This is a genomic window from Duncaniella sp. B8 (assembly GCF_005304985.1).
Lineage (GTDB): Bacteria > Bacteroidota > Bacteroidia > Bacteroidales > Muribaculaceae > Duncaniella > Duncaniella muris.
On the sequence record NZ_CP040121.1, the window covers coordinates 2,827,033 to 2,846,477 of the forward strand.

Here is a 19,445-nt window from a genome sequence, read left to right on the forward strand (position 1 = left end):
AGATGTTGAGTTCTGACCGCGTAGCACCGTCAGTCAATGAAACGTTTTGTGAGATCTCCGTAGGCTTCAATTCTGCGGTCGCGTAGGAATGGCCACCAGCGGCGCACCTGCTCCGAACGTTTCATGTCAATTTCTACCACGGTCTCAGCCTCAGCATTGTCAGGTGCGAGATAGAGAAGTTCGCCCTGAGGACCGGCCACAAAACTTGAACCCCAGAAAGATATTCCGTTTGTGGCTCCTGACGGATCAGGCTCGTGGCCCACACGATTGACTGTTACAACCGGCAGTCCATTGGCCACCGCATGGCCGCGCTGCACTGTCATCCAGGCATCTCGCTGGCGTTTTTTTTCGTCAGGCGTGTCGCTGCTTTCCCATCCTATCGCAGTTGGGTAGATCAGCATTTCGGCTCCGTTCATGGCCATCAGGCGTGCGGCTTCAGGATACCATTGGTCCCAGCAGACAAGAACTCCAAGACGACCCACTGAGGTTGTGATCGGTTTGAAACCTATGTCGCCGGGAGTAAAATAGAACTTCTCATAATATGCGGGATCATCGGGGATGTGCATTTTGCGGTATTTGCCGGCAAGAGATCCGTCGCTGTCAAACACAAGAGAGGTGTTGTGATAGAGCCCGGCGGCACGGCGTTCGAACAGAGAGGTGACAAGTACCACTCCGGCTTCACGAGCTACTGAGGAATAGAAACTGGCTACCGGTGATTCAAGATCAATGCTGACCGCGAGATCAAAATTGTCGACAGTCTCTACCTGACAGAAGTAGAGAGAGTCATGGAGTTCCTGAAGGACCACAAGCTGTGCTCCCTGAGAGGCAAGCTGTCTGACCTTTTCTGCAAGGCGCAGGCGGTTGGAATCGATGTCGGGGGTGTTGTGCTGTTGTATAAGGCCTACGAGCATAATGCTGTGTATATCTTATTGGGATTGATGATTATTGGATTCGGGTCTCAGTTAAAAAGAGAGAGTGTGTGTCAGATCCAGCGGTTGTCGCTGATGCCATTGACTGTTCCGGCGGGTATCTGCATGGTCACGCAGTGGAGCGAGCCGTGCTGACGGATCAGAGGAATGCAGTCGATTCCGCAGATGTCATGCTCAGGGAATGCTATTTTTAGCACCTGTGCGGCGAGCATATCTTTTTGTGCCTGTCCGTAGGTCGGCATCAGTATCCGCGTCGGTGTTATGAGGAAGTTCGCATAGGTCGCCGGAAGAATCTCGCCGTCAATTTCTATGACATCGGGCAGCGGTAGCTCTATCAGGTTGTATGGCTGGCCTGACGGGGTGCGCAGAGTTGAAAGTTCCTCTTTCATTTTTGCCAGTTCCTGATGGTTCGGATTGTCGGCATCGCCGGGGCCGCAGTAGATTATGGTGTCATTTGGAGCAAGTCGTGCGAGGGTGTCGATGTGGCTGTCAGTGTCATCTCCGATTAGGGCTCCGTGATTGAGATAGAGAATGTGGTTTAGTCCGAATGCTTTGCGGAGGTATTCGGATATCTCTTCACGATTACACTGGCCGTTGCGGTTAGGTGACAGCAGACATTCTGCGGTGGTCAGCAGCGTGTCTTTGCCGTCAGATTCGATCGAACCGCCTTCAAGCACGAAATTCAGCCGGTTTTCGACCCTATGGGCAAACAGACCGAGTGCGTTTAGCCTGGAGGTGATCAGGTTGTCTTTGTCAGCGGCAAATTTCAGCCCCCAGCCATTGAATTTGAAATCAAGCAGTAGCTTTGATCCGTCAGATTCGACTGTGATCGGGCCGAAGTCGCGAGCCCAGGTGTCATTTGTCGGTAGGTCAAAAAATCTGACACGTGAAGAGTCGAAATTCTGTTCGCGGATGGAGTCGAGACAGAATTCCGCCGGACCGACAAGTGCCACACACTCGCCGGCATCAGCGATTGCGCGCACTATCTCCGCAATGCATCTGCGGGCTTCGGGCAGAATATATGCCCAGTCGGTATTTTCATGAGGCCACGCTAAGATTACGCAGTCCTGGTTCTCCCATTCCGCCGGGAGTCGGCGTGAGGCCGTGGTCGTAGCCACGGATGGATTATTCGTCATATTCATCTTTGAGGTTATCCCAAATAGAATCCAGAGATTCGAAATACTCCTCGCAATAGTCAAGGAAGCCTCTCTTTTCGGAGCTACCTACTTCGTCACACCACTGGCGGTAACTTGCTCGAAGTTCCGGATCTTCGTGGATCATTTTTTTTAATTCGGCGTCAGCGATATCAGTGCTCCCGTAGTGTTTGAGCATGTCATCGAAGATGCCAGTAATATCGTCCATTGTATTATTAGGTTTAGGGTAAGAAAAAAGATCGCTTGACGTTTGTTATTACTTGTATAAACAATTTAACGCTACGGAGTCAATAATGTTCAAAATTAGCGCTTAGTTGTGACATTAGCAAATTTTAAATTATAAAAAGCTTAAAAAGAAAACGTCTTTTGCTCAGAGAACTAAAAAGCATTATCCGCGTTTCTTATTATATAAGTGATAATGAATTTTCAGAGTCGCTTGTCGGTTTTATAAAAGATAGGTTATCAAAATGTATATGATATGAAAAAATGGTTTGGTTTCATGGTGCTTGCCGTGATGGTGATACTGAGTTCGTGTAGCCCGTATAATCTGGTGACGAGTACCACGTATAATGACGCGGATCTGAGCAATTACTCGACTTTCCGCATCGTCACCCCCGACGAGGGTAAACTTCCTCCTGGAATGGCAATGGTTACATATTATAATATAGCGGCTGCTATCAGGGAGCAGATGGTCGACCGTGGTTTCAGAGAGGATCCGGCTTCTCCATTGCTGATCAATATAGGTCTTACCATCAAGCAGCAGATCGCTACTGAACCGGCTATTCCTCCGGGAGTCTATCCGTATTATTGGGGACCGTATCACGGTTATGCTCCGTGGTTTATGTATCCGAGAGGCTATTATTGGCCGGGCTATTATGCCAATGCTCAAGTTATAACAGGTGTGTATCGCGAGGGGGTGCTCACTATGGATATAGTCAATATCGCTCAGAAGGTTCCTTTGTTCTCGGCCTCAGTGGGTACAATTCTTGACAATGGTGACACTCAGTTCCGTAACCTGCAAGGCATAGCAGAGGCTGTACAGACTTTGTTTTCAAAATTCCCTGTGCCACTCCTGCCACAGTATCGATAATAATTTCAGAGCCGAGATAACTTTAGATTGTTGTCCCGGCTCTGAAATTATGTCTGACTTGTGTTCAATACTTTCTCTAACTGTGGCGGCGCAGCAGTTCGCGCTCCATGTCAGGAAGCGAGAGCCCCATCTGTTCGATAAGTACGAGAAGATGGTAGATCAGATCGCAGGCTTCGTATGAAAACCGGTCGCGGTTTCCCTCGACAGCTTCAATGGTTGATTCTACAGCTTCTTCGCCTACTTTCTGGGCGATTTTCTTGACTCCTTTTATGAATAGTCGTGTGGTGTAGCTGTCTTCTGGCATTTCCGCGTGGCGTCGGCTGATGAGCGCAGCGAGTGAGCGGATGAAACCTTCCTCGTCAGGAGTGTCAAAGCATGATGTGGTTCCGCGATGGCATGTAGGGCCGATTGGATTTGCCTTTATTAATAAGGTGTCATTGTCGCAGTCGCTGTACATGTCAACTACTTCAAGGAAGTGACCGCTTGTCTCTCCTTTGGTCCACAGGCAGGAACGGGTGCGGCTGTAAAATGTCACATGTCCGCTTGAGCATGTTAGGTCAAAGGCTTCGCGGTTCATATAGCCAAGCATGAGTACGCGGAGCGTGACGGCATCCTGAATTATGACAGGGAGAAGGCCGTCGGCGCATTTTTCGAGATTGAAATCGTTGAAATTCATAATCTGACTGGAATGTTGCGTGTGGCGAGTTCTCGTTTGAGGTCTTCAACGGAGATTTCACCGTAGTGGAATATTGAAGCGGCAAGAGCGGCATCGGCTTTGCCGAGAGTGAGCACGTCGGCAATGTCGCTGACACTGCCCGCACCTCCTGAGGCTATAATCGGTATGCTGAGGGTGGCGGCGAGCTGGCTGAAAGTGTCGCAGGGGTAGCCCCTGCGAGTGCCGTCGTGGTTCATGGATGTGAACATGATCTCTCCGGCTCCGCGTTTTTCGGCTTCTGCAGCCCAAGTGAAAAGTTCTCGATCAGAAAGGCGTGTTCCTCCGTGGGTGGTTACGTGCCAAATGCGGTCATCAGTCATTCTGGCATCAATGGCTACGACTATAAACTGGCTGCCATAGCGGGCAGCTATCTCGCTGATGAGCTCAGGACGGCGGACGGCGGCTGAGTTGACTGTGATTTTGTCGGCGCCGGCATCAAGAAGACGCGATGCGTCATCAAGTGAGGCTATACCTCCGCCAACAGTGAAGGGTATGTTCAGGCGGTCGGAAATGCGCTCAACGAGTCGGGCAAAAGTGTTTCGTTCTTCGAGGGTGGCGCTGATGTCAAGATAGACAAGTTCGTCAGCACCTTCGGCTGCATAACGGGCGCCGAGTTCCACTGGGTCACCTACGTCTGTCAGGCCGGTGAAGTTCACGCCCTTTACGGTGCGTCCGTTTTTGACGTCAAGACATGGGATAATGCGTTTTGCGAGCATAAGTAGCTGTTAAAAGTTAAACACATTATATATAATAAATGTGTGCATGTTAATCTTTGGCAAAATTAAGCAAAAAAATCGTATTTGTAAAATAGGTGCCGGCGGGAAATAAGAAGGCCCGATTTTGCTGCAAAATGTTAAAATATGCGGATGCCAATGACAAAATTTAGCGTTTTTTTACTTGTGGGTTCATTCCCAACAAAAAAATAATAAAAAAAGTTTGGTATGTAAATAAAATGTCTTACCTTTGCGGTGTTTTTGAAGCTTAAAATTGTTTTATAATTTAATCAAAAAGAAAATGAAAAAGTTAGTTTTATTACTCGCTGTAGTTTTCAGCGCATCTCTTTTCTCTTGCGGTTCTTCTGACAAGAAGGCTGAAGCTGCTGACTCTGCAGTTGTAGAAGAAGTTGCTGTAGAAGAAGTTGTTGTAGCTGATTCTGTAGCTCCTGCTGACAGCGCTGCTGCTGTTGTTGATTCTGCTGCTGTTGTTGCTGAATAATTCAGGCAAACAGACACAGACGCAACTTTCACACGAAAGAAATCAAGCTGATTGCTCCAAGAGCGACCAGCTTCTTTTTTTATATATTTGTGTCAATAGCCGGAACGTGGGGCTGCGTCAGATTGTCCTTGGGATTGGTGGATAAGAAGAATATCTTATGCTTTTGGACGCTTATATTTTATAATTGAGAGAAAAATTGCTAATTTTGTTTTAGAATTAGCACTTATGCAGATATGTAACATAGATTTGGGCGAGCGTCCGGTGATGCTTGCCCCGATGGAAGACGTGACAGACCGCTCTTTCCGCCTGATGTGCAAGGAGCAAGGAGCCTCGATGGTCTATACTGAGTTTGTCAGTGCGGATGCGCTCATACGTGACATTCCGGCTACTACCCGCAAACTTGCTATAGATCCGGCCGAACGTCCTACCGCAATCCAGATATATGGTCGTGAAATCGAGCCTATGGTAGAGGCTGCAAAAATAGTCGAAGCAGCCGGCCCTGACATCATAGACATAAATTTCGGGTGCCCAGTTAAAAAGGTGGCCGGCAAGGGTGCGGGGGCAGGAATGTTGCGCGATATTCCGAAAATGCTCTCGATCACACGTGCTGTGGTTGATGCTGTCAAACTACCTGTCACGGTAAAGACCCGTTTGGGCTGGGATCATAATTCCAAGATAATAGTCGAGCTGGCTGAGCAACTTCAGGACTGCGGTATAAAGGCTTTGACTGTGCATGGCCGTACACGCTCTCAGATGTACACCGGATCGGCTGACTGGGAAATGATAGCTAAAGTCAAAGAAAACCCGCGTCTGACCATTCCGCTGATTGGCAATGGCGATATCACTACTCCGGAACAGGCCCGTGATGCTTTTGATCGTTACGGTGTTGACGGGGTGATGGTAGGGCGCGCTTCAATCGGTGCTCCCTGGATTTTTCATGAAATCAGAAGCCTGATTGACGGAAGTGGGGCTGAGCCTTTGAGTGTGGGGGAAAAATTCGCCCTGATACGCCGTCAGATTAGAGAGAGTGTCAGTCGGATAGATGAATACAGAGGCATTTTGCATATACGTCGCCATCTTGCGGCTTCGCCTCTTTTCAAGGGGATATCGCATTTCCGCGATACTCGCATTGAAATGCTTAGAGCATCGACTGTCGATGATCTGTTCGGTGTCCTTGACCGAGTAGAAGAAATTGTAAAAGAAAACCAATCAAAAGAAAACGAGATATGAAAACACTGACCACCTTACTTATGTCGCTTTGCTTCCTTGGAGCATCGGCCTCCGGGCTTGTGAAATATGAATTGAAAGTCAACGAATTTCATGAGCTGAAAGTGGTTGATGCAATTAGAGTTGTCTATTCAAGCAGTACGGATTCGGCCGGCATGGCTGTTTTTACGTGTCCTTCTGAACAAGCTTCAGCTCTGATTTTCAATAATAAAGGCGGAAAGCTTTCCATGCAGATTTCTACTGAAAGTGTAGGATCTAAAGATCTGCCTGTTGTTTATGTCTATTCTTCTTATCTTAACAAGATTGAAAATTCGGGAGATTCCCTTGTTAAGGCTGTGAGGATTACAGAATGTCCGAAATTCACTGCGACTCTGATCGGTAATGGCCGTCTTTCAGTTCCTTACGTGAAGGCGACTGAGGTCAATGCCGCTATTCAGACCGGTAATGGGACTTTGGTTGTCGGTGGTGAATGTCAGCGGGCTAATGTCAAATTCATGGGAACCGGCGTTATTCAGGCTGATGAGCTGAAGGCTGTTGATGTCAAAGTCAAGGCTGGAGGTACCGGGTCGATAGGAGTATGGCCTCAGGAGTCTCTTGCAGTTTCCGGCGTGGGCAGCACTAAGGTCTACTATAAAGGCAATCCCGAAATCAAGAACCGCACTGTCGGAGTCAAGACCCTTCCGATGCAGCAGTAAGAGGTTGTTTATGGAGATATAGAAATCCCGCGTTCCGATATGCCGGAGCCGCGGGATTTTTTTCTGTCTGTATTGTCAGACTTGTAGGATCAGTTTGCGACTTTGATTGATCCGGCTGATGATTTTTCGACTGTCGAGCGGTTGACTTTGAGGGCGGGGGCTTTTATCGAACCTGCGCTGGATGCTTCGAAATCGCCTCTGTCTGCCTGTCCGGAAGTAATGGAAATCGAGCCTGCGGATGATGCCTCGCAACTGATACGCTCCGCTTTTATGGCTGCTGTTTTTACGCTTGCTCCGGATGATGCTTCGAGTTCTATGTGTGAAGCATTGAGATTCCCGGTTATGACAGAGGCTCCGGAGGATGCTTCAATGTCAAGTTTGGCGGCAGTCAGTGATGCGAAGACGATTCTGCCGGCAGAAGAGGCTTCGAGGCTGATTTTCTTTTTGGATGATGAAATCGGATTTGTGCACTTTACGGTAGCTCCTGAAGATGCTTCTACAGAGCAGACAATCGGAGTTGACACTGTGACGGTGACGCCGTTGATTTTCTTATTGGAGCTTTTCCAATTGTGCTTTGGCTGGATTTCAAGTGTTTTGCCGCTGACTTTTACATCAATAAATTCAATCCGTTTTGCATCGCCGGATATAGTTACGTTGGTGTTTTCCCCGGTTGTGGGTTTGTAGATCACGTTGACTCCGGCGCTTGCTTCTATGGCCTCGATTTGTTTGGTGATTTTCAGAACTTTTGATTCGGCAAAGGCGATCAGGCTGACGGTTAGGCACAAAGTGCTCAGAATGGATTTTTTCAGTGTCATAATAATAATGATTGTTGAAACAGTTTTTTTATAATATGACGCGAGAAATTCGGAAAAGTTACATTCAGCCTTTTACAAATTTCTGTTATTGTTTGCTCGTCTCCGGAGGAAAGATGCGGTTGATGATGGCTGCTATCGCGCCGTCGCCGGTTACGTTGCAGGCTGTGCCGAAGCTGTCCATTGCTATGTAAAGGGCTATCATGAGGGCTACCATCTGTTCGTCGAAGCCGAGTATCGACTGCAGCAGCCCAATGGATGCCATTATGGCGCCGCCTGGAATTCCCGGAGCTGCTATGATTGTGATGCCGAGCATGCCGATGAAGTGGCAGAACAGGCCAAGGTCATGTGGCTGATTGTGCATGATCATCAAAGCCAAGGCGCAGGCTACAATTTTCAGGGTGCTGCCACTCATGTGGATTGTGGCGCATAGTGGGATGACAAAGCCTGCGATGTCCTCGCGGACGCCCATTTTTATTGCCTGGCGGAGCGTCACAGGTATTGTGGCGGCTGAAGATTGTGTGCCGAGGGCTGTAAAATAGGCAGGGAGCATGGTTCGCAGCATCCGTAACGGGTTTTTGCGGGCAAACGGGGCGGCTATGCAATACTGGAGAACCAGAATGAAGACATGGAGAATGAATATTATGACTATGATCTTCATGAAGCATTTGAGGATCATTCCGACCTGTCCTTCAATGGTCATGTTGAGGAAAATGCCGAAGATGTAGATGGGCAGAAGCGGCAGAATGGCTGCGTCGATGGTCTTGGAAACAATGTCGCGGAATTCTGAAAAACCATTTTTAAGGGACTTCCCGTTGAGAAACGCCATGCCGAGGCCGAGCATGAATGCAAGGACAAGAGCGGTCATTACTGTCATAAGAGGGGGCATTTCAATTGTGAAATACGGCAGCAGCTGCGAGGCGTTTTCGCTTATAGCGATACTCTCTTCGCCTCCAATCAGAGACGGGAAGGTCAATGTGCCGGTGAAGTAGGAGAGGATTCCGGCCATGAAGGTGGCTATGTATGCGATGGCTGCGGTTACAACAAGCAGTTTGCCGGCGCGGCCTCCGATATCGGCTATGGCCGGCGCTACAAAACCGACTATGATCATCGGAATCATGAAGCCGAGGAACTGGGAGAAAATGGCATTGAAAGTAGCCATGATTCTGCCGCACCATGCAGGAGCTATCAGACCAAGCAGTGTGCCGATCACAATGGCAATGAGGATGCGTGGAAGGAGGCTTAATTTCATGAAATTGCAGATTTAAGAGGTTGTTGTGATGAATGATCGGCATTGTATCAGCGGTTCTGGCGCCAAAGTGTGGATGACGCATCGGATGGCATGCGCCAGTCTCCGCGTGGCGACAGGCAGACAGAGCCGACTTTAGGCCCGTCGGGTAGGCATGAGCGCTTGAATTGCTGGTTGAAGAATCTGCGCATAAACACCGAAAGCCAGTGAGTTATGGTTTCGTCGGAGTATTCGTCTGCTGTAAAGGCGTTGCGGGCAAGGAGGTAGATTCTTTCAGTGGTAAAGCCGTAGCGCAACATATAGTAAAGGAAGAAGTCGTGAAGTTCATAGGGGCCTACGAGGTCTTCTGTCTTCTGTCGGATGTTGCCGTCGCTGTCGGCTGGAATAAGTTCGGGGCTGATGGGTGTGTCTATGATGTCGAGCAGGCATCTGCGGACTTCGGATTTTTCCGGGGCTTCAGATGCAAAATAGTTGACAAGGTATTTGACCAGAGTTTTGGGGACTCCTGCGTTTACTCCGTACATAGACATGTGGTCTCCGTTGTAGGTTGCCCAGCCCAAGGCAAGTTCCGAAAGGTCGCCTGTGCCAAGCACTATGCCTCCGGTCTGATTGGCAATGTCCATCAGAAGCATTGTGCGTTGGCGAGCCTGTGAATTCTCATATGTAACATCGTGATTTTCCGGGTTGTGCCCAATGTCTTTAAAGTGTTGCTTTACTGCGGCGCCGATGCTTATTTCTCGTGATGTCACGCCCAGATGGCTCATCAGTTCTACTGCGTTTGAATGAGTTCTGTCTGTTGTCCCAAAGCCGGGCATCGTGACGCCGATTATTCCTTTGCGGTCAAGGCCCAGGCGGTCAAATGTTCTGACGGCGATCAGGAGTGCGAGCGTGGAATCGAGACCGCCGGAGATGCCTACGGTCAGAGTGTGGCAACAGATTGCGTCAAGCCTTTTGGCCAGAGCGGCAACCTGGATGTTTATGATTTCTTCGCAGCGTTCGTGGATCGCTTCAGAGCCTGCGGGGACAAAGGGGTGAGGATCTATGTTGCGGAGTAATGTCTGAGCCAGGGTGTCCGATCCGGAGTTTTGGCAAGTGATGCAGATACTTGAATCAGAGCTTGAGTTTTCGATTGTAATTCCCTTGCACTCAGTTGAGGCGCAATCCGCAAATGTGGTCATGTGTATGCGGTCTCGTTCAAGCGCCTGAATATCGATGTCGGCAATCGATGTGTTGTCTGACGGATCCCAGCGTCGGTTAGCTTGGAGTGTTGCGCCGTTTTCGCAGATAATAGCTTTTCCGTCAAAAGTAAGGTCGGTGGATGATTCTCCCCATCCGGCTCCGGCGTATGCATAGGCGCAGAGGCAGCGGGCAGACTGCTGTTGTAGCAGGGATGTGAGATATTTATATTTGCCGATAAGGTCGTCGGATGCAGACAGATTCAGAATGATCTGTGCACCGGCCATTGCGAGTCGGCATGAAGGTGGAATCGGCACCCAGAGATCTTCGCAAATTTCTATTCCGACCAAAGTTCCGTGGGAGCGGAAGATGCGGCCTGAGGACATTTCGAAAGTTTCGCCGCAGATTTCCACAGTCTCGCATGAGCCGGGTGGCAGCGGGCGCCACCAGCGCCGTTCGTAAAACTCGTTGTAATTCGGAATGTAGGATTTTGAGACAAGGTCAACTTTGCCGTTGCGTATAAAGGCTGCGCAGTTGTAGAGCGCGCCGGCATGACGCACCGGCAATCCGACTGCAAAATGCACGTTAAGGTTCTTTGAATAGTCTCGAAGGTCGATAAGGGCCTTTGCGGCCGCATCAAGAAGTGTGGCATTGTGGAAGAGATCCCCGCAGGTGTAAGCCGTAAGGCTCATTTCCGGGAATACGGCCAGTTCGACCCGACTTGATTCAAGTTCCATCAGTTTTGACTTTATGCCGTCGAGATTGAACCCTACATCGGCCACCTTTACGGTCGGGGCTGCGGCTGCTATGCGAATAAAACCGTTGTGCATGGGATGATATATGTAAAATACGTGATTTGGAGCACGAAATTAGAAATAAATCCGCTATTTTTATAGTATAAGTTGATAAATTTTAAAAATAGGTTTAACTTTGTGCTTGCTGACATTGGTATATTATGCAGTTTGACTATATCACTTTAGACTGGGAGAGCATCCGGTGGAGCCTGATGATGGCCTACGGGGTGTTGATCCTGTGTGTTATCGGGATTGTCATAAGCGAGAACCGTAATCCGCTCAAGGCATTGGGGTGGATCATGGCGTTGCTGCTGTTTCCGGTAGGAGGGATTATTCTGTATTTCATATTCGGACGCAGCATACGTAATGTGCGTATGATCTCGCGGCGTAACCGCAGGCGTTTGCTCAAACTGGAAAATACATTGCCGCTGCCGAAGCTTGACAAGGGGCTTTCAGCGGAAAACCGCCAGCGTATACGTCTGGCATATAATATAGGGGGGCTAACCTTTACACTGGAAATCAGATAAAAATTTTCAATAACGGAGAACGTCATTTTGAAGAATTGTTTGATGACCTCCGTCATGCAAGGTCTTATATAAATCTTCAGTTTTATATCATAGCTAACGATTCGCTCGGCCGTCGGTTGCGCGACATTCTTGTCGAACGGGCTCAGGCCGGAGTCAAGGTCCGTGTCATCTATGACTACATCGGTTCTTTTGATGCGAGGCGACTGGATTTCTTCCGTCGCATGAAGGAGAACGGGGTGGAGGTTCATTCGTTTTTTCGCCTGTCGTTTCCGAGTCATGTCAACAGAGTGAACTGGCGCAATCACCGTAAGGTTGTTGTGATTGACGGTAATGTCGGTTATATCGGGGGCATGAATGTGGCTGACCGTTATGTCAGAGGGACCGGCCGGGGAAAATGGCGTGATACTGCGGCAAGGATATCTGGGCCGGGTGTGGCGGCTTTGCAGTATAATTTTGCTGTCGATTGGAAGTTTATGGGCCAGCCATTGCTGTGTGATCCGGTGTCGGGAATACCTGACGGAGTCAAAGACTGCATGCGGGGAGTCACGTTGCAGATGCTTGCTTCCGGTCCGAATGATCGTTGGGGCAATATGACGTTGCTGTTCTATAAGGCCATATCCACTGCCCGGCGCAGAATATGGCTTCAAACACCGTATTTCCTGCCGAGCGACGGGCTTCTGAAGGCCCTGGAGTCGGTGTCTTTGGCCGGAGTGGATGTGAGGGTGATGATGCCGATGTCAGCTGACTCGAAAATTCTGACATACGCGTCTCACAGCTATATAGAAGAATGCTTGCTTGCAGGAGTGAAAATATATCTCTATGAGGCTGGTATGCTTCATTCGAAAGTTATGATTGTGGATGACGATTTCTCCACATTAGGCTCTACTAATTTTGATTTCAGAAGCATGGAGCATAATTTTGAAGAAAACGTGCTTCTTTATTCTGCTGAGGCAAATGAAGCGTTGACTCGCGGATTTGAAGCGGACGCTTCTGAATGCAAGCGTCTTAAACTTGCTGACTGGAATCGTCGCAGTCGTGCCACTCGTGCGCTTGAATCGCTCTGCAGATTGCTTAGTCCGATACTTTGATTGAATTCCGGATCGGGGTATATATAAAAAAACGAAGGCTGGCCTCACGGTCATCCTTCGCTGCTTACACATAGTACTTAACGTCAGTGGATTTATAAATGTCTAATAATGCAAATGTCTCTATTATAAGAAGTAGAGTTTTTGGGGTAACGCCACGGATTCAAAATTGTTTTAAGAATGTTTTTGAGCATTGCTCCCGTGATGTTGTTGCAAAGTTATAGTATTATTTTGTTAATTCCTAATATTAATTTGCGCTATTGCGTGGCGCCGAGGTGCGGAATTATCCGGAATCGTGCTTCAAAGTTTGAATTTATAAAAGGAGTGCTTGCAGATGTCTGAAATCTGTTTTTGGGAGCGGGGAGAAAGTAATAAAATGTAATTCGGTTAAAATGTGTTAAAGTGTAATTTTGGAAATACTGCACAATATATAGGAGGTAATTGTGGATTTTTTTGTAACTTTGAGGCCTTGTTTTGCATTGTGCTTACTGACGTTGCAAAACCGGCTAATCATGGATAAGAGTATGAAAGAAGATACAACAAAGATAGTTTCAGTAGGACAGATAGATATAGGAGTCCCCTCCGAGCGGCCTAAGCCAGATTTCTCAGATCTCCCGATCATAGCCATGCGGGACCTCGTTCTGTTCCCGGGTGTTACTTTCCCGATTACATTGGGGCGTGAAGCCTCTGTCCGGACAGCATCGGCTGCTGCTGAACACAGCATTCCGGTTGGAATATTCTGTCAGAAAGTAGCATCAGTTGAAACTCCTGTACTTGATGATCTGTATGAATATGGCGTAGTGGCCGACGTCCTGAAAACATTTGATTTGCCTGACGGCACACATACGGCCATAATAGCAGCCCGCGAAAAAATCAAGATAGAAGGTCTTTCTGCCGGAAGCCATATCCCCGGTGTTCTGTCTGCCCAGGTCAAACCAGTTCATGACAGTGTGTCGCGGTCATCCGACAAAGAGTTTGTGGCTATCGTCGATGACATCCGGCAGACCACTCTCAATATACTCCAGAGCGGAAATGAAAAGATGAGCGATCTGGCCTTCAATATAGAAAATATCCCAGGTCCCCAGTTGCTGATCAATATGATCTGTACCCACTCGCCTTTTACTCCGGAGGTCAAGATCGAATTGCTGAAAAAGAACCGTCTGAAAGATCGCGGACAGCTTCTTCTCAGCCATCTTGCTCATAGCGAGGAGATGGCCGAGATCCGAGCGGAAGTCCACCGCAAAGCTCGGCGTAACATTGACGAGCAGCAGCGCAACGCATTCCTCCAGCATCAGTTTGAGGTTTTGCGCGAGGAGCTGTATGGCGATGATGATGACTGTGCCACACTTGAAGCGAAGGCCAAGGATATCGACTTTCCCCAGCCCGTGCGCCGCACATTCGCAAAAGAACTCGAAAAGCTCAGACGTCTGAACCCCCAGAGCCCCGATTATAGTGTGCAGTATTCCTATCTGCAATTGCTGACAGATCTTCCTTGGGGAAAATCGACCCCTCTGAACGCTGATTTTGCTTCTGCCGAAAGAGTTCTTGATGAAGACCATTACGGTCTGGAAAAAGTCAAGGAGAGAATCCTTGAACAGCTTGCGGTGATGATGAACACTCCTGAAGGCCGTTCGCCAATCATTTGTCTTGTCGGTGCGCCTGGAGTCGGAAAGACCTCTTTGGGACAGTCTATAGCCAAAGCGCTTGGACGTAACTATCAGCGAGTTTCACTCGGCGGCCTGCATGACGAAGCGGAGATCCGCGGACACCGTCGCACATATATCGGAGCGATGCCAGGCCGTATAATTGATGCTGTCAAGAGAGCCGGTTCGTCAAATCCGGTGCTTCTCCTTGATGAAATAGACAAAACCGGCAGTGACTTCAAGGGCGATCCGTCATCGGCTCTGCTTGAAGTGCTTGACCCTGAACAGAACAGTCATTTCCATGACAACTATGTTGATGTGGACTATGATTTGTCACATGTGCTCTTTATCGCCACAGCCAATACTCTTTCTACTATTCCCCGCCCATTGCTCGACCGAATGGAGGTTATCGATATCTCAGGTTATCTTCCTGAAGAAAAGATAGAAATCGCGCGCAAGCATCTGATTCCGCGTATTTCCGAAGAAAATGGATTCGGGAAAGACGAAATCGCGTTTACAACCGATGCTCTTTCGAAAATTATAGAAAGCTACACCGGAGAAAGCGGTGTGCGCATGCTTGAAAAGGAACTTGCCAAAGTGATCAGAAAGATCGTGCTTAACAAAATGCGCGGTAAGGACTATAAACTCACCGTTGAAGCCGGTGATCTGGTAGACTACCTCGGAGTAGAGGCTTACACGCCTGAACGTTATGAAGTGTCGGATACCCCAGGTGTTGCCACCGGACTGGCATGGACTGCGGTAGGAGGTGAGATTCTTTTTATTGAGACATCTGTCACCCAAGGGAAAGGTGAGAAGCTGACCATCACCGGAAATCTCGGCGATGTGATGAAAGAGTCGGCAGTCATAGCCACTCAGGTGGTAAAGGCGCGATCTGCGGCAAATGGCATTGATCCTGACAGTTTCGAGAACCGCCAGCTGCACATTCATGTGCCTGAAGGAGCCATCCCGAAGGACGGCCCTTCGGCCGGTATCACCATGTGTGTGTCTATCCTTTCTGCTTTGACCGGGCGCCCTGTGAAACCACGTCTTGCAATGACCGGCGAGATCACCCTGCGTGGCAAAGTGTTGCCGGTCGGCGGAATCAAAGAAAAGATGCTTGCGGCGAAGCGGGCTGGAATCACTGACATAATACTCTGTGCCGATAACCGGAAAAATATCGAAGACATCAAGCCTATCTATATCGCAGGACTGACATTTCATTATGTCAGGACAATTGACGAAGTATTTGCGGTGGCGTTTGGCGACTGAGTCGTAAAGAATCCTCTCGATCACTCAACTATACATTTTAAAAGACATGAAGAAAGTTTTTCTCCATATCGGGATCATGATAATAGTGGCTGTGGCTATCGGATGGCTGGCCATGCTTTGGCTCGACGTCTGGACACGCCATGACGATACAATAACAGTGCCTCCGGTCAAGACTCTTTCTTATGGCGAAGCTGCCGCCAGGCTTGATCAGCATGGATTGGTCGCCGTGTTGAGCGACTCCGTCTATGACAAGTCTACTCGTCCGGGCACAGTGATTGATCAGAATCCCAAGGTTGGAACCATCGTTAAGGAAGGACGAGAAATATATTTGACAATCAACGCATTTTCCCCAAAAATGGTTTCGTTGCCTACTCTTACCGACATATCCTTGCGCCAGGCCAAATCAATTCTTGAAGGTCTGGAGATAAAGAAGGTGGTTGAAAAACGGGTTCCGAGCGACTTTAAAGATCTTGTGTTGACTGTCCGTTATAAAGGCACACGGCTTTCACCCGGTGCACGTGTTCCGGTCAATGCTACAATCGAACTTGAAGTTGGCGAGGGCAAAGCCGAGGAACTCATTGATACGGTCGGCGAAGATTCGGTCGAATCGGCCGGCGAACAACTGAATCTGTTCTGATCATGACAGTCGAAGATTTTGATGAAGAACTTGGCGGAGCTCTTGACTGCGAGATTTCTGCTTCGGGTGGCGAAGGCGAGCTCTATGAGCATTTCCGTTTCATTGTCGACAAGGGGCAGCAACTGCTGCGTGTGGACAAATATCTTGTCACAAAGCTTGAAAAGTCATCGCGCAACCGTATCCAGCAGGCTGCTGACGCAGGTTGCATTCTGGTCAACGGCAAGGCTGTCAAGTCAAACTACCGGGTCAAACCGCTGGATGTCATCCAGATTGTGATGGACCGTCCGCGATATGAACTTGAGATTATTGCAGAGGATATTCCGCTTGAGATCGTTTATGAGGACGATCAGCTCCTTGTGGTCAATAAGCCTGCCGGACTTGTGGTGCATCCCGGTCACGGAAACTATTCCGGGACTTTGGTCAACGCTCTGGCATGGCATTTCAGGGACAATCCGGATTACGATGTGAGTGATCCGCGGCTTGGGCTTGTACATAGAATTGACAAAGATACCTCCGGCCTTCTTGTCGTAGCCAAGACGCCTGATGCCAAAACCCATCTTGGCCGTCAATTCTTTAATAAGACCACAAAACGTGAATACAATGCCTTGGTGTGGGGAGTTCCATCGCCGTTAAGCGGGCGCATCGAAGGCAATATAGGCCGGAATCCGAAAGATCGCCTGCAGATGACAGTGCTTCCGCCCGACGATCCGACAGGAAAGCATGCTGTCACTCACTATGAGGTGCTTGAAGATTTCGGACATGTGGCGTTGGTGAAATGTGTGCTTGAAACCGGACGCACCCATCAGATCAGAGTCCATATGCGCCATATCGGCCATCCGCTGTTTTCTGATGCCCGCTATGGCGGCGATGTGGTGCTGCGTGGCGAACGAAGCGGATCATATCAGAAATTTGTAGCCAACTGCTTTGAATTGTGCCCTCGTCAGGCACTCCATGCCAGGACTTTGGGCTTTGTCCATCCGGTGACCGGAGAAGAAATGTTTTTCAGCGCTCCGATTCCGGCTGACATGCAGGCTCTGATTGAGAAATGGCGCTCTTACGCCTCACAGCGATAGAGAGTGGCATTGAATGAAGCCCGATATTGATCTGATGTGTTAAAATTAGGTTAAATTACTTGACAAGGGCTTAATAAGATTGTATTTTTGTGTTCTATTATCTATTATGGCAAGAAGGCGTCATCACATAATACCCTTGTTTACTACCCGTGCCACGGCGACAGTCTCGGTTGCTTTGGTTCTTTTCATCCTTGGAATGGCAGCCCTGATCGGGATTGCCACACGTGTTGTCACCGACAATATACGTGAGAATATGGGGTTTGTTGTTTTGTTCAACGAAGATGTGACAGCTTCTGATATAGATGCTGTCAAAAAAATGTTTGATAAGGCATCGGGGGTGTCATCTACGGTTTATTCTTCTCCGGATGTTGTTCTTGAACGCTGGCAGTCGATGGTCGGAGAGGACGAGGATATTGTAAAGCTTTCAGGGATAAATCCTTTTGTAGGCGAACTTGAAGTGCATGTTACTTCGGAATACGCATCGTCTGACAGTCTTGACCGGATGATCGCTCCTATGATGCTCATGCCGCAAGTCAGCGAAGTCAAAGTCCATACAGAACTTGTGGATAAGGTGAACGCCACCCTTCGCAGCGTCGGGCTGGGGCTTCTTATTGTTGCCGTAGCCCTTTTGATCGTGTCATTCGTGCTGATTTTCAACACTGTCAGACTTTCGGTCTATGCACGGCGTTTTACAATCTATACAATGAAACTTGTCGGTGCGACAGGCTGTTTTATACGCCGTCCGTTCCTTGTCGATAATATTGTCAATGGACTTGTGGCGGGACTTATAGCTTCCATTGCCTTGGCTCTGGTTGTGCTTTACTGCCGTTCGCTTGACCTTCCGGTAGCGGAGATGTTCACTCTCCGGACGGTGCTCCCGGTTGTGGGCGCTTTGCTTGTGACCGGAGTGTTGATCTGCCTGATTGCGGCATTGTTTGCGACCAATATATACTTGCGCCTGTCATATGATGAAATGTTTAAATAACTACATATATTAATATAATGGCATACAAACAGACAACAAAGCCATCTGCTCCCCAAGGTTCTCAGCTCGATCCTGAGAGCCGCAGTCAGCTTCCTTTTTTGAAAATGAATTTCATACTCATGGCTATTGCCGGAGTTATGATCGTGCTTGGTTTCTGCCTCATGGCTGGTGGGGCTACCGATTGGGATGCCTTTAATGCTGATATTTTTTCAGTCCGCCGCGTGGTTGTAGGCCCGACTATAGCATTTCTCGGTTTTATCTTTATGGGATTTGCTATAATGTATAGCCCTAAACGGAAAGTGTGAATAAGAAAATCAACTAAAAGGAATTAAAAGAAATGGATTGTATTGATGCCCTTATCCTTGGCATAGTGCAGGGCTTGGCCGAATATCTCCCTATAAGCAGCAGCGGCCATCTTGAAATCTGCCGCGAGATTCTTGGCCTTAGGCTTGCCGGTGCTGACGCTCTTGAATTTGATATTGCACTGCATGTGGCTACCGTCTTGAGTACCATCGTAGTCCTTTGGAGCGAATTTGTGCCGCTGTGCAAGTCGTTTTTCACAATAGCGAGAGATGATAAATTTTTCTATGTCTGCAAGATCCTTCTGTCTTGTATTCCTGTAGCAGTTGTCGGCTTGCTGTTTAAAGATTTTGTGGAACAATTTTTTGGCGGCGGCTTGCTTGTGGTCGGAATCTGTCTGCTTGTGACCGCATGTCTGCTGTCATTTGCTTACTTTTTCCGTAACCCTGATCGGGAGAAGAGAGAGGGTATCAGAGGTCATGATATTTCATGGACCGATGCATTGATCATCGGTTGTGCTCAGGCTGTGGCAGTCCTGCCGGGACTGAGCCGTTCCGGCACTACGATTGCCACCGGTCTGCTTCTTGGTGACAAGCGTGACAAGATAGCACAGTTCTCATTCTTTATGGTCATCATCCCTATACTCGGTGAAGCGTTGCTTAGCGCTAAGGATCTTATTGCAGGAGAAGGTGTCGGTGAAGCCATCGGTATGTGGCCGCTGCTTGTAGGTTTCATCGCTTCGTTTGTGGTCGGCTGTGCGGCTTGCAAGTGGATGATAAGCATTGTCAAGAAAGGCAAACTGGTATGGTTTGCAGTCTACTGTCTCATAGTCGGTGTGCTCTGCATCGTGTGGTAAATACAATTTCCCCT

20 protein-coding genes are annotated in these 19,445 nt (G+C 48.6%); 12 read left to right on the forward strand and 8 right to left on the reverse strand.

The features are described 5' to 3' along the window. Positions 1-29 precede the first annotated feature (29 nt). The 3 genes from FDZ78_RS11920 to FDZ78_RS11930 form a co-directional block, all read right to left on the reverse strand. The gene (locus tag FDZ78_RS11920) at positions 30-911 is read right to left on the reverse strand and encodes a carbon-nitrogen hydrolase (RefSeq protein ID WP_123398000.1); all 882 of its coding nucleotides are present in this window, start codon (positions 909-911) and stop codon (positions 30-32) included. A gap of 71 nt (positions 912-982) precedes the next feature. Then, positions 983-2,071, reverse strand: a complete 1,089-nt coding sequence (locus tag FDZ78_RS11925) for an agmatine deiminase family protein (protein ID WP_240740274.1) — start codon at positions 2,069-2,071, stop codon at positions 983-985. Further along, positions 2,055-2,291 carry a hypothetical protein gene (locus FDZ78_RS11930; RefSeq protein WP_123397998.1) on the reverse strand — a complete coding sequence of 79 codons (237 nt, stop codon included), beginning with the start codon at positions 2,289-2,291 and terminating at the stop codon, positions 2,055-2,057. Before FDZ78_RS11930 ends, FDZ78_RS11925 begins: the two co-directional genes overlap by 17 nt. 270 nt (positions 2,292-2,561) lie before the next feature. Here FDZ78_RS11930 and FDZ78_RS11935 point away from each other — a divergent pair, with 270 nt between their 5' ends. Beyond that, complete coding sequence (locus tag FDZ78_RS11935) at positions 2,562-3,173, forward strand: DUF4136 domain-containing protein (protein WP_123397997.1); 612 nt, start codon at positions 2,562-2,564, stop codon at positions 3,171-3,173. 76 nt (positions 3,174-3,249) lie between these two features. Here FDZ78_RS11935 and hisIE read toward each other — a convergent pair whose 3' ends face one another. Together hisIE and hisF are read right to left on the reverse strand one after the other, a co-directional pair. Continuing rightward, positions 3,250-3,849 (reverse strand): bifunctional phosphoribosyl-AMP cyclohydrolase/phosphoribosyl-ATP diphosphatase HisIE, encoded by a 600-nt coding sequence (gene hisIE / locus FDZ78_RS11940; protein ID WP_123397996.1) that lies wholly within the window; start codon positions 3,847-3,849, stop codon positions 3,250-3,252. Beyond that, a complete protein-coding gene (hisF, locus tag FDZ78_RS11945; protein WP_107033080.1) occupies positions 3,846-4,604 on the reverse strand; it encodes an imidazole glycerol phosphate synthase subunit HisF in 759 nt (252 codons plus the stop codon). Before hisF ends, hisIE begins: the two co-directional genes overlap by 4 nt. A gap of 298 nt (positions 4,605-4,902) precedes the next feature. Between hisF and FDZ78_RS11950 the strand changes: the two genes are divergently transcribed. The 3 genes from FDZ78_RS11950 (at position 4,903) to FDZ78_RS11960 (ending at position 7,025) form a co-directional block, all read left to right on the forward strand. Beyond that, a complete protein-coding gene (locus FDZ78_RS11950) occupies positions 4,903-5,103 on the forward strand; it encodes a hypothetical protein (RefSeq protein WP_107032506.1) in 201 nt (66 codons plus the stop codon). A gap of 225 nt (positions 5,104-5,328) precedes the next feature. Further along, positions 5,329-6,333 (forward strand): tRNA dihydrouridine synthase DusB, encoded by a 1,005-nt coding sequence (dusB, locus tag FDZ78_RS11955; protein WP_123397995.1) that lies wholly within the window; start codon positions 5,329-5,331, stop codon positions 6,331-6,333. Further along, complete coding sequence (locus FDZ78_RS11960; protein ID WP_107032508.1) at positions 6,330-7,025, forward strand: GIN domain-containing protein; 696 nt, start codon at positions 6,330-6,332, stop codon at positions 7,023-7,025. Before dusB ends, FDZ78_RS11960 begins: the two co-directional genes overlap by 4 nt. Before the next feature lie 89 nt (positions 7,026-7,114). Here FDZ78_RS11960 and FDZ78_RS11965 read toward each other — a convergent pair whose 3' ends face one another. The 3 genes from FDZ78_RS11965 to FDZ78_RS11975 all read right to left on the reverse strand — a co-directional run bounded on the left by FDZ78_RS11965 (position 7,115) and on the right by FDZ78_RS11975 (position 11,092). Continuing rightward, positions 7,115-7,840, reverse strand: coding sequence for a GIN domain-containing protein (locus FDZ78_RS11965; protein WP_123397994.1), 726 nt, complete (start codon positions 7,838-7,840; stop codon positions 7,115-7,117). An 85-nt stretch (positions 7,841-7,925) separates the two neighbouring features. Next, positions 7,926-9,089: a dicarboxylate/amino acid:cation symporter gene (locus FDZ78_RS11970; protein WP_136408628.1), complete on the reverse strand. Its 1,164-nt coding sequence runs from the start codon at positions 9,087-9,089 to the stop codon at positions 7,926-7,928. A gap of 47 nt (positions 9,090-9,136) precedes the next feature. Then, positions 9,137-11,092 carry an NAD(+) synthase gene (locus FDZ78_RS11975; protein WP_124075803.1) on the reverse strand — a complete coding sequence of 652 codons (1,956 nt, stop codon included), beginning with the start codon at positions 11,090-11,092 and terminating at the stop codon, positions 9,137-9,139. A gap of 125 nt (positions 11,093-11,217) precedes the next feature. On the opposite strand from FDZ78_RS11975, the gene FDZ78_RS11980 reads away from it, so the two are divergent. The 8 genes from FDZ78_RS11980 (at position 11,218) to FDZ78_RS12015 (ending at position 19,431) form a co-directional block, all read left to right on the forward strand. After that, positions 11,218-11,583, forward strand: a complete 366-nt coding sequence (locus FDZ78_RS11980; protein ID WP_136408629.1) for a PLDc N-terminal domain-containing protein — start codon at positions 11,218-11,220, stop codon at positions 11,581-11,583. Positions 11,584-11,618: 35 nt separating this feature from the next. Continuing rightward, positions 11,619-12,671, forward strand: a complete 1,053-nt coding sequence (gene cls / locus FDZ78_RS11985; protein ID WP_240740275.1) for a cardiolipin synthase — start codon at positions 11,619-11,621, stop codon at positions 12,669-12,671. Between the two features lie 521 nt (positions 12,672-13,192). After that, on the forward strand, positions 13,193-15,580 hold the full coding sequence (lon, locus tag FDZ78_RS11990; protein WP_160630832.1) for an endopeptidase La: 2,388 nt from the start codon (positions 13,193-13,195) through the stop codon (positions 15,578-15,580). Positions 15,581-15,626: 46 nt separating this feature from the next. After that, positions 15,627-16,217, forward strand: a complete 591-nt coding sequence (locus FDZ78_RS11995; RefSeq protein ID WP_136408632.1) for a PASTA domain-containing protein — start codon at positions 15,627-15,629, stop codon at positions 16,215-16,217. A 2-nt stretch (positions 16,218-16,219) separates the two neighbouring features. Next, positions 16,220-17,290, forward strand: coding sequence for an RluA family pseudouridine synthase (locus FDZ78_RS12000; protein ID WP_107032516.1), 1,071 nt, complete (start codon positions 16,220-16,222; stop codon positions 17,288-17,290). Between the two features lie 106 nt (positions 17,291-17,396). After that, entirely contained in the window at positions 17,397-18,275 is an 879-nt protein-coding gene (locus FDZ78_RS12005) for an ABC transporter permease (protein WP_123397989.1), read from the forward strand. 17 nt (positions 18,276-18,292) lie between these two features. After that, the gene (locus FDZ78_RS12010) at positions 18,293-18,580 is read left to right on the forward strand and encodes a DUF3098 domain-containing protein (RefSeq protein WP_107032518.1); all 288 of its coding nucleotides are present in this window, start codon (positions 18,293-18,295) and stop codon (positions 18,578-18,580) included. 32 nt (positions 18,581-18,612) lie between these two features. Beyond that, entirely contained in the window at positions 18,613-19,431 is an 819-nt protein-coding gene (locus FDZ78_RS12015) for an undecaprenyl-diphosphate phosphatase (protein ID WP_123397988.1), read from the forward strand. The last annotated feature ends 14 nt before the right edge of the window (positions 19,432-19,445 follow it).

What these genes read in the sequence shown, in the direction of transcription:
- FDZ78_RS11920 (WP_123398000.1), bottom strand. Translation starts at nt 911, where the DNA reads ATGCTCGTAGGCCTTATACAACAGCACAACACCCCCGACATCGATTCC.
- FDZ78_RS11925 (WP_240740274.1), bottom strand. Translation starts at nt 2,071, where the DNA reads ATGAATATGACGAATAATCCATCCGTGGCTACGACCACGGCCTCACGC.
- FDZ78_RS11930 (WP_123397998.1), bottom strand. Translation starts at nt 2,291, where the DNA reads ATGGACGATATTACTGGCATCTTCGATGACATGCTCAAACACTACGGG.
- FDZ78_RS11935 (WP_123397997.1), top strand. Translation starts at nt 2,562, where the DNA reads ATGAAAAAATGGTTTGGTTTCATGGTGCTTGCCGTGATGGTGATACTG.
- hisIE (WP_123397996.1), bottom strand. Translation starts at nt 3,849, where the DNA reads ATGAATTTCAACGATTTCAATCTCGAAAAATGCGCCGACGGCCTTCTC.
- hisF (WP_107033080.1), bottom strand. Translation starts at nt 4,604, where the DNA reads ATGCTCGCAAAACGCATTATCCCATGTCTTGACGTCAAAAACGGACGC.
- FDZ78_RS11950 (WP_107032506.1), top strand. Translation starts at nt 4,903, where the DNA reads ATGAAAAAGTTAGTTTTATTACTCGCTGTAGTTTTCAGCGCATCTCTT.
- dusB (WP_123397995.1), top strand. Translation starts at nt 5,329, where the DNA reads ATGCAGATATGTAACATAGATTTGGGCGAGCGTCCGGTGATGCTTGCC.
- FDZ78_RS11960 (WP_107032508.1), top strand. Translation starts at nt 6,330, where the DNA reads ATGAAAACACTGACCACCTTACTTATGTCGCTTTGCTTCCTTGGAGCA.
- FDZ78_RS11965 (WP_123397994.1), bottom strand. Translation starts at nt 7,840, where the DNA reads ATGACACTGAAAAAATCCATTCTGAGCACTTTGTGCCTAACCGTCAGC.
- FDZ78_RS11970 (WP_136408628.1), bottom strand. Translation starts at nt 9,089, where the DNA reads ATGAAATTAAGCCTCCTTCCACGCATCCTCATTGCCATTGTGATCGGC.
- FDZ78_RS11975 (WP_124075803.1), bottom strand. Translation starts at nt 11,092, where the DNA reads ATGCACAACGGTTTTATTCGCATAGCAGCCGCAGCCCCGACCGTAAAG.
- FDZ78_RS11980 (WP_136408629.1), top strand. Translation starts at nt 11,218, where the DNA reads ATGCAGTTTGACTATATCACTTTAGACTGGGAGAGCATCCGGTGGAGC.
- lon (WP_160630832.1), top strand. Translation starts at nt 13,193, where the DNA reads ATGAAAGAAGATACAACAAAGATAGTTTCAGTAGGACAGATAGATATA.
- FDZ78_RS11995 (WP_136408632.1), top strand. Translation starts at nt 15,627, where the DNA reads ATGAAGAAAGTTTTTCTCCATATCGGGATCATGATAATAGTGGCTGTG.
- FDZ78_RS12000 (WP_107032516.1), top strand. Translation starts at nt 16,220, where the DNA reads ATGACAGTCGAAGATTTTGATGAAGAACTTGGCGGAGCTCTTGACTGC.
- FDZ78_RS12005 (WP_123397989.1), top strand. Translation starts at nt 17,397, where the DNA reads ATGGCAAGAAGGCGTCATCACATAATACCCTTGTTTACTACCCGTGCC.
- FDZ78_RS12010 (WP_107032518.1), top strand. Translation starts at nt 18,293, where the DNA reads ATGGCATACAAACAGACAACAAAGCCATCTGCTCCCCAAGGTTCTCAG.
- FDZ78_RS12015 (WP_123397988.1), top strand. Translation starts at nt 18,613, where the DNA reads ATGGATTGTATTGATGCCCTTATCCTTGGCATAGTGCAGGGCTTGGCC.